This is a genomic window from Bradyrhizobium sp. 35 (assembly GCF_023073215.1).
GTDB lineage: Bacteria > Pseudomonadota > Alphaproteobacteria > Rhizobiales > Xanthobacteraceae > Bradyrhizobium > Bradyrhizobium canariense_D.
Map to the genome: position 1 here is coordinate 194,327 of NZ_JADPJC010000056.1, position 13,641 is coordinate 207,967.

The window sequence follows — 13,641 nt, forward strand, 5'->3', positions numbered from 1 at the left end:
GTAGGATGGCGCTCCCGAAGGGAAATTGGATAAACCGATGCTGAATCAAGTCAGGGATTTCGCAGGCGAGGTGCTGCCGGGGAGCTGCGCCGTGCCGCCTTATTCCGAGAGCGCGTTTCTGGCCGAGCTGGGCGACCGCTTGAAGTCCTCGCGCATGCGCTGCGTCCTGTCGCGGCGGGAGCTCGCCCGCCGCTCCGGGATATCCGAGCGCTACATCGCCCAGATCGAGGCCGGAAAGGGCAACGTCTCGATTGTGCTGCTGCTGCGGCTGGCCTCCGCGATCCACGGCAGCCAGCCCCAGATCGTCTGAAGGCTCAAGCTCGATTCTCCACATTGGCACTGCGGGCCGGCACGCCGAACTCCTTGCGGCAGACCTCGGCCAGCACGGCCACGCCCTCGCGGATCTGCTGATGCGAGGGGCTCGCAAAGCACAGCCGCAGTCGCGATCTGGAGTGGTTTTTGTCAGTCGACCATTCCGGCCCCGGATTGATCGATACGCCGGCGGCAAGCGCGGCCTGATACAGCTTCAGCGTATCCACCTGATCGGGCAGCTTCACCCACAGGAAGATCCCGCCCTTGGGCTCCTCGAACTCGGCGGCCGTCCCGAACTGCTCGTTGACGGCCTCCATCAGCGTATCAAGCTTGGTCCGTAGCGCCTTCGTCAGTGCCGGCACGTGGGTCGAAAAATGCGGCTTGCAATAGGCAGCGAGCACCATCTGCTCCAGCGCGCCTGAGCCGGCGTCCGTCTTCAGCGCCAGCATCCGCGACATCACATCCCAGGGCGCGACGATGAAGCCCACGCGCAGCGCCGGCGCGATCGACTTGGAGAACGAGCCGATATGGATCACGCCGCCGTTCGGGCTCATCGCATGGATCGCCGGCGGCCGCTGTCCCGACCAGACCAGATCGGCATAGCAATCGTCCTCGAAAACAGGCACGCCGTAGTCTGCCGACAGCCGCAACAGCTCGGTGCGGCGGCCCTCCGGCATGATGCTGCCGGTCGGGTTCTGCACGGTCGGAATGGTGTAGATGTATTTCGGACGGATGCCGCGGCCCTTGAGGTCGGCCAGCGTCGTGGCCAGCACGTCCATGCGCATGCCGTCGTTGTCGAGGGGAATGCCAATCACGTTGACTCCGAGCCGTGCCAGGCGGGTCAGCGAGCCCTGATAGCTATCCTGCTCGAAGATCACGGTGTCGCCGCGCGTCAGCAGCGTGGCGTTGACGAGGTCGAGCGCCTGCAGCGAGCCGGACACGATCAGGAGATCGTCGACCGTGCAGTTGATGCCGGCATCGCGCTTGAGTTTTGCCACCAGGAATTCGCGCAAGGGCAGATAGCCCTGGGGACCATGTGCCAGCCCGTAAGTGGCGAGCGAGCGGCCTTCGCGTTGCAGAGCCAGATTGGCCGCCTCGATCAGATCATCGAGCGGCACCTGCTCGGAGTCGTTGTTGCCGCCGACAAAACTGTATTTGGCGAGGCCCGTCCAGCGCGCAGAGGGGGCCGGCAGCCCTGCGGGAAACAGGGGCGCAAAATCGAAGCTGGACGTCATGGGAGCGTTCCTCGTTGTTTTCTTTTTGAGCCGGCCGGCGTTGCGTCGGCCATGCCTATTTCTTTTGCCCGCATCCGGCGGACAGACGGCCTTAGTTCTTGCCGGCCGTCCGGGTCGGACGGCCTTGGCTGATGAAAGCGTAATGCGCATTGGCGACGCCGCCAACCATCAAGGCCTCGACAGCAGGCTCGGCGATCTCGCTTGCTGCGGCCCAATCGACCAGGAAATTGGCTCCGGTCCCGCCGCGTACGTCGTCGGTCGGAATGAAGATCGAGACGGTGGCGAGGGGCTTCAACGCGACGGGCGCCTTCAGATAGCTCTCGACCTGCTTGCCTGCGGTGTCGAAATAGGCGATGCGTTTGACGACCAGCGGCTGGGTCTCGGAGGCGTTGTGCACGCTCAAGGTCACCGAGAAGTCGACGCGCAGCTTGCCCTGGCTCATCGCGACACTGGAATAGGCGGGCACGTAGAACCCGCCGGCGACGGCGAGTTCTTCTTTCGGCAGCGCGGTGAGGGAATCTGCAAAGTTTTGTTCGATATTGACCTTGGATTGAGCGGCTGCGGGCACGGAGCAGGCGAGGGGGCATAGCAGCAGTGCAGTGGCGAGCCCCATCCGCATGTGACGAATTGCTTGCTTGCCGCACCGCACTCGATCACTAGGGTGCGGCAAAACGGACCAATCTGGCATGCACGAGCTCATTCGCGACATCACTCTCTGTATCCTGTTTGCCTGGATGCTGGGCCTGCTTGCCCACTTCTCCAGGCAACCGCTGATCCTTGCCTATCTTATCGCCGGCTTCTGCATTGGTCCATTTGGCGCCGGCTGGGTCAAGTCGCAGGAATCGATCAGCGTCATCTCCGAGCTTGGCCTGATCTTCATGCTGTTCATGATCGGCCTGGAGATCGACCTGAAGAAGATCGTGCGGGCCGGAAAGGTCATCCTGTTCGCGGCGGGCGGCCAGCTCCTCGGCGGCTGCCTGCTCGGGGTGCTGTTCTTCGTCGGCATCGGCCTGTCGCTCGGGGGCGGACAGTTCGATGCGGTTTACCTCTGTGTCGCCTGCGCGCTGTCGAGCACCGTCATCATCGTCAAGGTGCTCTACGAGAAGCGCGAGCTCGACACGCTGCCCGGCCGCATCACCCTCGGCGTGCTGGTGCTCCAGGACATCTTCGCCATCCTGTTTCTGGCGGTGCAGCCGAGCCTTGCCAATCTGGAAATCAGCGTGATCCTGCTCTCGATCGGGCGGGTCGCAGTGCTGGTCGCCGCGGCACTGCTGGTGAGCCGCTACGTGCTGCCGCGCCTGTTTCACCAGATCGCCCGCCGCCCCGAGTTGATCCTGCTCGGCGCGCTCGCCTGGTGCTTCCTGGTCGCCGAGACCGCCGAGCGGCTGTCGCTGTCGCGCGAGATGGGCGCCCTGATCGCCGGCGTCTCGCTCTCGACCTTTCCCTATGCGCTCGATGTCACGGCCAAGGTCACCACGCTTCGCGATTTCTTCATCACGCTGTTCTTCGTCGCGCTCGGCATGACCATTCCCGTGCCCGGCCTCTCCGTGATCGGACTTGCCCTGATGATCGCGGCGTTCACGGTGGTGAGCCGCCTCGTGACCACCTTCGTCCCGCTCTATCTGATGAAGCAGGGCCTGCGCGCCAGCCTGTTGCCGGCCCTGAATCTCGCGCAGATCTCCGAGTTCTCGCTGGTGGTGATCCAGACCGGCGTTGCCGACCACCACATCGCAGCCCAGACGGCGAACGCGGCCTCCTTCGCCTTCGTGGTGCTGGCGGTGCTCTCGACCTTCGTGATGACCCGCAGCGACGAGATCACCCGCTGGGCGATCGGTCCCCTGAAGCGGATCGGCCTGCGCGATCTCGACCACGGCAATGGCCACGGCGAGGAAGGACACGAGGGCCATGGCGAGGCGCGCCGCATCGTCATCCTCGGCTTTTTCCGTGCGGCGAGCGCGCTGCTGGCCGAGATCGAGCGGCAGGCACCGGTGCTGCTCGAGCAGATCACCGTGATCGACTTCAATCCCAATGTGTACCAGACGCTGCTGTCGCGCGGCCTGCACGTGATCTATGGCGATATCAGCAGCGCCGACACGCTGCTCCATGCCGGCGTCGGCAAATCCGAGATGATCATCCTCAGCGTCCCGGATGCGCTTCTGAAGGGTGCCAGCAACGAGAAGCTGGTCCGCCACGTCCGCACCCTCAACCCGACCGCCATGATCATTGCCACGGCCGATCTGTTGTCGGATGTAGACGAACTCTACGCGGCTGGCGCCAGCTATGTCACCGTGACCCGGCTCAGCGACGCCCATGAGCTGTTCACGGTGATCGAGGCCGCCCAGGCCGGCCTGTTGGCCGACAAGCGGGCCGAGCTCGATCAGCGGCTCGGCGAGCGGCGCGAAGTGCTGCCCTGACCGCTCCCGGCCGGCTTCTCACCGGGCTTAGGCCCGACGCGAGCCGCCCGTCGGGCAGGGCTGCGGTCCGGCATATGCGGTTGCGCCGGGGACACTAGCGCCCCGGCTCAAGTCCGGCTAAGCCTCCGGGCCATAACCGATAGAGATTGGGAAATGCCGGATAACGTCCAGGAAGTCTTGCAGGCCTTTGCCCGGGGTGAGCTCGTGGTCGTCACCGACGACGAAGACCGCGAGGGCGAGGGCGATCTGATCGTCGCCGCCTCGTTCTGCACCGCCGAGAAGATGGCGTTCATCATCCGCCACACCTCCGGCATCGTTTGCGCCCCGATCACCAGCGAAGATGCGCGCCGCCTGCGGCTCGATCCGATGGTGGCCCACAACGACTCAGCGCACACCACCGCATTCACGGTCTCGATCGACTACAAGCCCGACGGCGGCACCGGCATCTCGGCCGAGGAGCGCGCCTCGTGCTGCCGCGCGCTGTCCAATCCCAATGCCGGCGCCAACGACTTCGCCCGTCCCGGTCACATCTTCCCGCTGATCGCCAAGGACGGCGGCGTGCTGCTGCGCTCCGGCCATACCGAGGCCGCGGTCGACCTGTGCAAGCTCTCCGGCCTGCCGCCGGTCGGCGTCATCAGCGAGTTGATGAACGACGACGGCAGCGTGATGAAGGGCGAGCAGGTCGCCCGCTTCGCCGCCCAGCACAAGCTCAAGCACGTCACCATCGCCGACATGATCGCCTACCGCCAGGTGCGCGAGAAACTGATCGAGCGGGTCTCGACCTTCGTCACCGAGAGCCCGATCGGGCCGCTGCAGGGCTATGCCTACCGCTCGCCGTTCGATTCCATCGCCCATGTCGCCTTCGTCTACAACGGCGTCGGCGACGGCAAGAACGTCCTGACACGCTTTCACAAGCCGAACATCGTCAAGGACATCTTCACCGGCCACAAGCGCATGGCGGCGGTGCTCGAGCACTTCAAGAAATCGGGCCGTGGCGTTCTGGTCTATCTGCGCGACGGTGCGGCCGGTGTCCCTGTGGCGCCGCTGCCCGATGAGAGCGCGACCGAGGCCGACCGCAACCGCCAGTGGCGCGAAGTCGGCGTCGGTGCACAGATCCTGCGCGATCTCGGCGTCACCTCGATCCGGCATCTCACCTCCTCGGTGCACGACTACAAGGGCCTTTCGGGCTTCGGCATCGAGATCGTCGCCAACGAGCTACTCGAAAGCTAGCGCTGTCATCCAGGGGTGCGCGAAGCGCATCCCCCGAGGCGCGCCTCGCGGGTCCCCGGGAATCACGCAGACCCGTACATCTGCAACGCAATTGCACTTGTTGCCGCGGCGCTTTACTTTGTCGGGCAAATTTTGACGGAACCAGACGAAAGGACGTTTCATGACCGCGCGCCCTCAGGCCAAGGACAAGCCGGCTTCGGCTTCTTTCCAGTGGGACGATCCGTTCCTGCTCGACGAGCAGCTCACCGAAGACGAGCGCATGGTGCGCGACACCGCGCGCGCCTACGCCCAGGACAAGCTGCTGCCGCGCGTCGCCAAGGCCTATCTCGAAGAGAAGACGGATCGCGAGATCTTCAACGAGATGGGCGAACTCGGCCTGATCGGCATCACGTTGCCGGAGGAATATGGCTGTGCCAATGCAGGCTATGTCGCCTATGGTCTGGTCGCGCGCGAGATCGAGCGGGCCGATTCCGGCTACCGCTCGATGAACTCGGTGCAGTCCTCGCTGGTGATGTATCCGATCTACGCCTATGGCGACGAGAACCAGCGCAAGAAGTACCTGCCGAAGCTCGCCAGCGGCGAGTGGGTCGGCTGCTTCGGGCTGACCGAGCCCGATGCCGGCTCCGATCCGGCCGGCATGAAAACGCGCGCCGAGAAGGTGTCGGACGGCTATCGCCTGACCGGCAGCAAGATGTGGATCTCGAACGCGCCGATCGCCGACGTGTTCGTGGTCTGGGCCAAGTCGGCCGCGCACGACAACCAGATCCGCGGCTTCGTGCTGGAGAAGGGCATGAAGGGCCTGTCGGCACCGAAGATCGGCGGCAAGCTGTCGCTTCGCGCCTCCATCACCGGCGAGGTCGTGATGGACGGTGTCGTGGTTCCGGAAGACGCGCTGCTGCCCAACGTCTCCGGCCTGAAAGGCCCGTTCGGCTGCCTCAACCGCGCCCGCTACGGCATTTCCTGGGGCGTGCTCGGCGCGGCCGAGGACTGCATGCACCGCGCCCGCCAGTATACGCTCGACCGCAAGCAGTTCGGCAAGCCGCTCGCCGCGACCCAGCTCGTGCAGAAGAAGCTCGCGGACATGCAGACCGAGATCGCGCTGGGCCTTCAGGGCTCGCTGCGCGTCGGTCGCCTGATGGACGAGGGCAAGTTCGCTCCCGAGATGATCTCGATCATGAAGCGCAACAATTGCGGCAAGGCGCTCGACATCGCCCGCGTCGCGCGCGACATGCACGGCGGCAACGGCATCTCGATCGAGTATCACGTGATGCGCCACGTCCATAACCTCGAGACCGTCAACACCTACGAGGGCACCCACGACGTCCACGCCCTGATCCTGGGCCGCGCGATCACGGGCATTCAGGCGTTTTTCTGAGCAAACCGCCCCAGTGTGGGATGCGACTGAACTCTCCAATCGCGTCATGGCCGGGCTTGTCCCGGCCATCCACGTCTTAGACCACGCGAAGAACGTGGATGCCCGGCACGAGGCCGGGCATGACGAAGTCAGCAAGGTACGAGCAAGCCATGTCCGACAACGACGACGTCCCGTTCAACCGCGACTTTCCGCTGAAGCCCGGCATCGTCGAGGAAGTCCGCCCCGGCGTGCGGCGCGTGCTCTGTAACAATCCGAGTCCGTTCACTTTCACCGGCACGCTCAGCTACATCGTGGGCCGGGGCAACGTCGCGATCATCGATCCCGGTCCGGACGACGAGGCGCATGCGGCGGCGCTGCTCGATGCCGTCAGCGGCGAGACGGTGAGCCATATCTTCGTCACCCACACCCACCGCGACCATTCGCCGAACACCGCGCGGATCAAGCGGTCGACCGGCGCGCCAGTTTACGCCGAAGGCCCGCACCGCGCCTCGCGCCCGCGCTTCGAGAGCGAGAAGCACAACCCGGAATCCGGCGCCGACCGCGACTTCGCGCCCGATATCAGGATCGGCCATGGCGACGTGGTCGAAGGAGATGGCTGGCGGCTCGAGGCCGTGGCGACACCCGGCCATACCGCCAATCACCTCGCTTTTGCCTGGTCCGAGCGAAAATTCAACTTCGTCGGCGATCACGTGATGGGGTGGTCGACCTCGATCGTGGCCCCGCCCGACGGGTCGATGATCGACTACATGGAATCGCTGGATCGTCTCGCCGCGCGCGAGGAGGATGTGTATTTCTCCGGTCACGGCCCCGAAATTCCGGACGGTCCGCGCTTCGTGCGCTTCCTGATCCGTCACCGCAAGGCGCGCGAGGCCTCCATCCTGCACCGCCTTGCCAAGGGCGAGACCGACATCCCGACCATGGTCCGGGCGATCTATATCGGCATCGATCCGAGGCTCACCACGGCGGCGGGCTACTCCGTGCTGGCGCATCTGGAAGACCTGGTCGCCCGCGGCGTGGTGGCGACGGACGGCGATCCCGTGATCGGCGGGACCTATCGGATGGCGAACGCTTAGCCTTCCGTCACTTCTTCACCGTCTTTGCCTGCGCCTTCGGCGGCGCCACTGGCGTCTTCTTCACCGGCTTGAGTGCGTCGGCATCGGCGGCGGTGTTGAGATCGTCGATGAATTTCTTCACGCGTGCGGCGTTGCTGCCGAGGTCGCTCTCGAAATAGCGCGAGGCGGAGCGGATATCGACGCGGGAATCCTCGCCGTCGGGCACGACCCGGATGGCGATGTCCTCGCGGAAACCCATGATCGGGGAGCGCGCCACCGCCTCGATGCGGCCGATGCGGCGCGGCGGCTGCGGCGCGCGCTCGTCGATGATCAACCATTTGCGCTTGTTGACCAGCTGAAGCGCGATCGCATAGGCGCGGTCGACTGAAATCTCGAGCTCGATCGGCTCGATATCGGGATAGGATTGACGCTGCTGCTCGGCCGAATAGAGGCCGGCATACACAGCGGTATTGGCACCATCCCCAGTGCGCAGGCGAGCCAGTGCGTCGAAGCGCGGCGGGTCGATCGGGTCGGTGGTGATGTCGTGGATCGCCGGCAGCTTGCGGTATTGCAGGCCGAGATAAGCGGGATAGGCGAGGATCGCGCCGTCGATCAGGAACGCAAGCAGGATGCGCGCCATGCCGCGCGAGCCGTTCTGCCAGATCGCGGCAAAGCCGGCGAGCCCGAACAGGATCGAGAGCGCGGCGATCCCGAGCCCGCCGAAGAAGGTCGCGAGCGCCGGCTTCATCTCCAGGAAGCCGAACCGGACGATGATGATCGAGACCACCACCGCCACCACGGCGAACACGGCCAGATTGCGCGCCCAGCTCGCGAGGCTGGACACGGGCTCCGACTGGTAGGGAGCGGAAAACCTGCGGGCCATCGGGTGAGCTCTGCCGGGATCTTGGGGACGGTGCCGGCCGATCTGGCACGACGATGGGCCGTTGAGACCACGGCCCGCGGGCAAATTCAAGAGTTCCGCACAAGGCTGCATCGTCATGGCCGGGCTTGACCGGCCATTCACGTCTTTTTGCCACGAGGACGCGGATGCCGGCCTTCGCCGCGCCGAAGCGGCTTCGGCCCCGCAGGCGGGACGAAGCCCGGGCACGACGTCCGAGATGGCCTACGCCGCCGCGTTCGGGAAGCGGTATTCCCTAAACTGATCGCGCAGCGCGGTCTTCAGGATCTTGCCCGTCGCCGTGTGGGGGATACCGTCGACGAAGGCAACGTCGTCGGGCATCCACCATTTGGCGATCTTGCCATCCATGAACTTCAGGATGTCCTCGCGGCTGGCCTGCTGGCCCTGCTTCAGCTGCACGATCAGCAGCGGACGCTCGTCCCATTTGGGATGGAACACGCCGATCACGGCGGCTTCCGCCACCGCGGGATGGCCGACTGCGAGGTTCTCCAGCTCGATCGAGGAGATCCACTCGCCGCCGGACTTGATCACGTCCTTGGAGCGGTCGGTGATCCGCATGTAGCCGGCTTCGTCGATGGTCGCGACGTCGCCGGTGTCGAAGAAGCCGTCCTCGTCGAGAATGTTGGCGTCGACCCGGTAATAGGCCTTGGCGACGGCCGGGCCGGCGACCTTGAGGCGGCCGAAGGTCGTGCCGTCCCACGGCAGTTCCTTGCCGGCATCGTCGGTGATCTTCATCTCGACGGCGAACGGCGCGTAGCCCTGCATCTGGAGCACGTCGAGCCGCGCCTCGCCAGTCGCATTCTGGAACGGCGGCTTCAGCGCCGCGACGCTGCCGATCGGGCTCATCTCGGTCATGCCCCAGGCGTGACGGACGTTCGAGCCCATGTCGAGGAAGGCCTTGATCATCGAACGCGGCATCGCCGAGCCGCCGCAGATCACCATCTTCAGGTCCGGCAGCTTCAGATTGTTCGCGGTCATGTGCTGGAGCAGCATCAGCCACACCGTGGGCACGCCCGCGGTATGCGTCACCCTCTCGGTCGAGAGCAGCTCATAGACCGAGGCGCCGTCGAGCTTGGCGCCGGGCATGACGAGCTTGGTGCCCTGCGACGGCGCGGAGAAGGCGATGCCCCAGCTGTTGGCGTGGAAGAGCGGCACTACGGGAAGCATGGTTTCGGAGGCGCTGGTACCGAGCGCGTCGACATTGTTGGCCATCAGCGCGTGCAGCACGTTGGAGCGATGCGAATACAGCACGCCTTTGGGATCGCCGGTGGTGCCCGATGTGTAGCACATCGCGGCCGCCGTGTTCTCGTCAAAGTCCTTCCATTTAAACTTGCCGTCGGCCTCCGCGATCCAGTCCTCGTAGGCGACCACGTTCTTCAGCGTCGTCTGCGGCATGTGCGCCTTGTCGGTGAGCACGACATAGCGTTCCACGCTTGTCAGCTTGTCGGCGATCTTCTCCAGGACCGGAATGAACGTGATATCGGTCATCACGATGCGGTCCTGCGCATGGTTGATGATCCAAGCGATCTGCTCGGGGAAAAGGCGGGGATTGACGGTATGGCAGATGGCGCCGATCCCCATGATGCCGTACCAGACCTCAAGATGGCGCCAGGTGTTCCAGGCGATCGTTGCGACACGGTCGCCGAGCTTGATGCCGTCGCGCTCCAGCATCTGCGAGACCTTGAGCGCGCGCTTGTGGATATCGGCATAGGTGGTGCGATGGATCGGTCCCTCGACCGAGCGCGTCACGACCTCCTGCTTGCCATGAATCTTGGCGGCGTGTTCGATGATCCTGTGGCAGAGCAGGGGCCAGTCTTGCATCAAACCAAGCATTCCGTCGTTCCTCCGAGAAGCCGCTGGGCGGATTGTCGCTCTCAGCGTTGGGCCAAAGAATTGTCATGAGTTTTAGCCTGCCCGCCTTTCGCCGCAAATGGTCTTATCGCGGCTATATGTCCGTCGGCGCGGCAATGGTTACCGTCGCGCTCGGGCTCGCGGATCGGGCAGAGGCGCGCAAATATGGGTCCCCGCTGGACATCTTTGGTATTGCGGCACCACGGCCGCGCGCCACGGTTCATTCTGCCAATATCTCTGGCAGGATCCCGCTCCCAAGACCTCGCCCCGAGGAGGCCCCCAAGGCATCGGCCAAGGCATCGGACGAGGCTCCTGCGGAGACCGGCGGCAAGCCTTCCGCGGAAAAGCCTTCCGCGGACAAACCTGGCGCCACCAAGCCCGCCGAGTCGGCGCCGCCGCCCGAGAAGCAGGCCTCGGCGTGCCGCGTCGCGCTGACCGAGGAGATCGCGATCGCGCCTTCGATCCCGGATATCCGCGGCCCCGGCGCCTGTGGCGGCGAGGATCTGGTGCGGCTCGAGGCCATCGTGCTGCCGGACAAGCGCAAGGTGGCGGTCAAGCCGGCGGCGATCCTCCGCTGCACCATGGCATCCGCAATCGCCGATTGGGTGCGCAAGGACGTGGTGCCGCTGGCCGCGAGCCTCGGCTCGACCATCAGCGATCTCGACAATTTCGACAGCTTCGAGTGTCGTGGCCGCAACCGCGTCGTCGGCGCCATGCTGTCCGAGCACGGCAAGGCCAATGCGATCGATGTGCGCGCCATCAAGCTCGCTAACGGGCAGTCGATCGGCCTGACCGACCGCACCATGCCGCGCGAGGTGCGCGAGCGCGTGCTGCATTCGGTCTGCTCGCGCTTTTCGACTGTGCTCGGCCCCGGCTCGGATTGGTACCACGAGGACCATATCCATCTCGATCTCGCGCAGCGGCGCAACGACTACCGGATCTGCCAGTGGAACGTCTGGGATCCGCTGCCGCAGGTTGCCCCGCTGCTGCCGGCGGAACGGCCCGAGGAGGCGCCGCCGCGTGAGGTCGCGGCCAAACCCGAAGCGAAGCCCGAGGCCAAGCCCGAGACGAAGCAAGGAATTGACGACGAGGCGGCGGAGAAGTCGGCTGCCTCCCCGGACAAGCCGGCGGCCGACGGCCAAAAAGCCCGGCCGCACAAGCCGGCAACAAAAAAGCGCCGGTGAAACCGGCGCTTTTGAATGTCAGAGATCAGGTACCTGATCAGTAGCTGCCCGCCTGGCCAGTTTGGCTGCCGCCGAGCGCAAGCCGTGAATTGTAGGGCGAGTCGCCATGCTTGGGCTCGAGCACCACAACGAGGGTGCCGACCTTGACGCGATCATAGAGGTCGATCGCGTCCTCGTTGGTCAGGCGGATGCAGCCCGACGAGATCGACGCGCCGATATATTCCGGCTGGTTGGTGCCGTGAATGCGGAACAATGTGTCCTTGCCGCCGGAGTAGAGATACATCGCGCGGGAGCCCATTGGATTGTCCGGACCGGGGGCGACGAAGGTGGGCACGCCCAGGCGCGAAATTTCGCCGGGGGTAGGGTGCCAGGCCGGCCACTCGGTCTTGCTGCCCACCTTGGCGATGCCCGACCAAGCCATGGCTTCTTCACCGACGGTGATGCCGTAGCGGATCGCCTTGCCGCCATCCAGAACGTAGTAGAGGTAATGGTTGTCGGAATCGACCACGATCGAGCCCGGCGATTCCTTGCGGTGGTACTCAACGATGGCGCGGCGGAACGGCTCTGCGACCGGGGTGTTCTCGTACCGAACCTTGGCAAGGAGTTCCTTGTCCTTCGGCTTGAAGGCCTTGGTGTCGGTCGCTTCAAAATGCGTGGCCTGCATGCAGCCCGACAGCATCAGGCCAGCAGCCAAAATACCCAGCGTAACTTTCAGCGACGACATGATTTGGTTCCAATCGACAACAACAAGCTTTCGTGGAGCTTGAGTAAGCCCAATTCCACGATTCCGTTGGCCCCATTATCGTTGAAATCTGCCACAATTCCAGCCTCACGACGCTTCTCCCGCGCTGCAAGACCTTACCTGTGGCTTTTCTGCCGCAAGTTTTGCGGGCCAGAGCCGATTTCTGGGCAAAACGGTCGTAAGTGTCGATTCCGTGCCACAGTTGGGCCATGGCGTCGCCACAAATGCAAACGCTCCGTTAATGTGCTTGTCATCATCAACTTGTCAGAATCGCGCTAAGCGCTGTCAGTCTGTCGCAGGCCCCTGCTGGAGTTGTGCATGTTTTCTGTGTTCGTTCCCTTCGAGTCCTCCCTCAAGAAGGCCGTCATCGAGGATCTCGCAGCAGTCCCGGAGCATGCGGTCTGGATCGACCTGGTCAACCCCACCGCGGCCGAGGACAAAGCCGTCGAGAAGCTCTCGGGGATCGCAATCCCGACCCGGGAGGACATGCAGGAGATCGAGATCTCGAGCCGCCTCTATATGGAGAACGGCGCACGCTACATGACCGCGACGCTGATGTGCCAATCCGATACCGATATGCCGAGGACCACGGCGGTCACGTTCATTCTGGGCGACCACCGCCTGGTAACGGTGCGCTATGACCAGCCCAAGCCCTTTGCGCTGGTCGAGGCCAAGCTGGCCCGTTCCTGCACACCGGCCATCACCGGCGAGATGGTGCTGATGGAGCTGCTCGATGCCGTGATCGACCGCTGCGCCGACATCCTGGAGCGCTGCGGCGCCGAGATCGATCAGGTCTCCCATGACATTTTCGAGCCGGAGAGCGAGCGCCACGGTCACGCCAAGCAATATTCGCAAATCCTGATCTCGATCGGCCGCAAGGGCGATCTGACCTCCAAGGTTCGCGAGAGCCTGGTCTCGATCGGCCGCGTCGTCGCCTTCCTTTCCGCGGTGGTGGAGGGCGTGAAATGGTCGAAGGACATGCGCGAGCAGCTCAAGACCATGCAGCGTGACGTCGTCTCGCTGACCGATCATGCCTCCTATCTCTCCAGCAAGATCACCTTTGTGCTCGACGCCATGCTCGGCGTCGTCAATCTCGAGCAGAACAACATCATCAAGCTGTTTTCGGTCATGGCGGTTGTCCTGATGCCGCCGACGCTGATCGCCTCGATCTACGGCATGAACTTCAAGTCGATGCCGGAACTCGAATGGGTGCACGGTTATCCGTTCGCGCTGGTGCTGATGCTGATTGCGGCGATCGTTCCGTACTGGATCTTCAAGTGGAAGAAGTGGCTGTAATAGTGACCGAGACCTTACGCCGGACGCAGAG

The 13,641-nt window shown here is 64.3% G+C and carries 12 protein-coding genes; 7 read left to right on the forward strand and 5 right to left on the reverse strand.

Annotated features, from left to right (window positions below):
* Window positions 1–37 precede the first annotated feature (37 nt).
* Window positions 38–310 (forward strand): helix-turn-helix domain-containing protein, encoded by a 273-nt coding sequence (locus IVB36_RS12780; RefSeq protein WP_018456224.1) that lies wholly within the window; start codon window positions 38–40, stop codon window positions 308–310.
* 4 nt (window positions 311–314) lie between these two features.
* Here the strand turns inward: IVB36_RS12780 and IVB36_RS12785 are convergent, their stop codons facing one another.
* The gene (locus IVB36_RS12785; RefSeq protein WP_018456225.1) at window positions 315–1,547 is read right to left on the reverse strand and encodes a PLP-dependent aminotransferase family protein; all 1,233 of its coding nucleotides are present in this window, start codon (window positions 1,545–1,547) and stop codon (window positions 315–317) included.
* Window positions 1,548–1,638: 91 nt separating this feature from the next.
* Window positions 1,639–2,166: a DUF3124 domain-containing protein gene (locus IVB36_RS12790; RefSeq protein ID WP_204513887.1), complete on the reverse strand. Its 528-nt coding sequence runs from the start codon at window positions 2,164–2,166 to the stop codon at window positions 1,639–1,641.
* A gap of 67 nt (window positions 2,167–2,233) precedes the next feature.
* Here IVB36_RS12790 and IVB36_RS12795 point away from each other — a divergent pair, with 67 nt between their 5' ends.
* The 4 genes from IVB36_RS12795 to IVB36_RS12810 all read left to right on the forward strand — a co-directional run bounded on the left by IVB36_RS12795 (window position 2,234) and on the right by IVB36_RS12810 (window position 7,639).
* Window positions 2,234–3,961, forward strand: coding sequence for a cation:proton antiporter (locus IVB36_RS12795; RefSeq protein ID WP_085352555.1), 1,728 nt, complete (start codon window positions 2,234–2,236; stop codon window positions 3,959–3,961).
* A gap of 153 nt (window positions 3,962–4,114) precedes the next feature.
* On the forward strand, window positions 4,115–5,191 hold the full coding sequence (gene ribB, locus IVB36_RS12800; RefSeq protein ID WP_018456228.1) for a 3,4-dihydroxy-2-butanone-4-phosphate synthase: 1,077 nt from the start codon (window positions 4,115–4,117) through the stop codon (window positions 5,189–5,191).
* Window positions 5,192–5,351: 160 nt separating this feature from the next.
* Window positions 5,352–6,566: an acyl-CoA dehydrogenase gene (locus IVB36_RS12805; RefSeq protein WP_247391548.1), complete on the forward strand. Its 1,215-nt coding sequence runs from the start codon at window positions 5,352–5,354 to the stop codon at window positions 6,564–6,566.
* A gap of 149 nt (window positions 6,567–6,715) precedes the next feature.
* Window positions 6,716–7,639, forward strand: coding sequence for an MBL fold metallo-hydrolase (locus IVB36_RS12810; protein WP_247391550.1), 924 nt, complete (start codon window positions 6,716–6,718; stop codon window positions 7,637–7,639).
* Between the two features lie 7 nt (window positions 7,640–7,646).
* Here IVB36_RS12810 and IVB36_RS12815 read toward each other — a convergent pair whose 3' ends face one another.
* Both IVB36_RS12815 and IVB36_RS12820 read right to left on the reverse strand, forming a co-directional pair.
* Complete coding sequence (locus tag IVB36_RS12815) at window positions 7,647–8,501, reverse strand: DUF1499 domain-containing protein (RefSeq protein ID WP_247391552.1); 855 nt, start codon at window positions 8,499–8,501, stop codon at window positions 7,647–7,649.
* A gap of 240 nt (window positions 8,502–8,741) precedes the next feature.
* Window positions 8,742–10,370 carry a fatty-acid--CoA ligase gene (locus IVB36_RS12820; protein ID WP_085352551.1) on the reverse strand — a complete coding sequence of 543 codons (1,629 nt, stop codon included), beginning with the start codon at window positions 10,368–10,370 and terminating at the stop codon, window positions 8,742–8,744.
* A gap of 65 nt (window positions 10,371–10,435) precedes the next feature.
* On the opposite strand from IVB36_RS12820, the gene IVB36_RS12825 reads away from it, so the two are divergent.
* Window positions 10,436–11,572, forward strand: coding sequence for an extensin family protein (locus IVB36_RS12825; RefSeq protein WP_247391554.1), 1,137 nt, complete (start codon window positions 10,436–10,438; stop codon window positions 11,570–11,572).
* A 37-nt stretch (window positions 11,573–11,609) separates the two neighbouring features.
* On the opposite strand, the gene IVB36_RS12830 is transcribed toward IVB36_RS12825, so the two are convergent.
* The gene (locus IVB36_RS12830) at window positions 11,610–12,296 is read right to left on the reverse strand and encodes a L,D-transpeptidase (RefSeq protein WP_018456233.1); all 687 of its coding nucleotides are present in this window, start codon (window positions 12,294–12,296) and stop codon (window positions 11,610–11,612) included.
* Between the two features lie 336 nt (window positions 12,297–12,632).
* Here IVB36_RS12830 and IVB36_RS12835 point away from each other — a divergent pair, with 336 nt between their 5' ends.
* Window positions 12,633–13,610 (forward strand): magnesium transporter CorA family protein, encoded by a 978-nt coding sequence (locus tag IVB36_RS12835; protein ID WP_018456234.1) that lies wholly within the window; start codon window positions 12,633–12,635, stop codon window positions 13,608–13,610.
* Window positions 13,611–13,641 lie beyond the last annotated feature (31 nt).

Coding starts and splice junctions, on each gene's coding strand:
- IVB36_RS12820 (WP_085352551.1), bottom strand. CDS start 10,370: ATGCTTGGTTTGATGCAAGACTGGCCCCTGCTCTGCCACAGGATCATC.
- IVB36_RS12785 (WP_018456225.1), bottom strand. CDS start 1,547: ATGACGTCCAGCTTCGATTTTGCGCCCCTGTTTCCCGCAGGGCTGCCG.
- IVB36_RS12810 (WP_247391550.1), top strand. CDS start 6,716: ATGTCCGACAACGACGACGTCCCGTTCAACCGCGACTTTCCGCTGAAG.
- IVB36_RS12815 (WP_247391552.1), bottom strand. CDS start 8,501: ATGGCCCGCAGGTTTTCCGCTCCCTACCAGTCGGAGCCCGTGTCCAGC.
- IVB36_RS12825 (WP_247391554.1), top strand. CDS start 10,436: ATGAGTTTTAGCCTGCCCGCCTTTCGCCGCAAATGGTCTTATCGCGGC.
- IVB36_RS12835 (WP_018456234.1), top strand. CDS start 12,633: ATGTTTTCTGTGTTCGTTCCCTTCGAGTCCTCCCTCAAGAAGGCCGTC.
- IVB36_RS12795 (WP_085352555.1), top strand. CDS start 2,234: ATGCACGAGCTCATTCGCGACATCACTCTCTGTATCCTGTTTGCCTGG.
- IVB36_RS12805 (WP_247391548.1), top strand. CDS start 5,352: ATGACCGCGCGCCCTCAGGCCAAGGACAAGCCGGCTTCGGCTTCTTTC.
- IVB36_RS12830 (WP_018456233.1), bottom strand. CDS start 12,296: ATGTCGTCGCTGAAAGTTACGCTGGGTATTTTGGCTGCTGGCCTGATG.
- IVB36_RS12780 (WP_018456224.1), top strand. CDS start 38: ATGCTGAATCAAGTCAGGGATTTCGCAGGCGAGGTGCTGCCGGGGAGC.
- ribB (WP_018456228.1), top strand. CDS start 4,115: ATGCCGGATAACGTCCAGGAAGTCTTGCAGGCCTTTGCCCGGGGTGAG.
- IVB36_RS12790 (WP_204513887.1), bottom strand. CDS start 2,166: ATGCGGATGGGGCTCGCCACTGCACTGCTGCTATGCCCCCTCGCCTGC.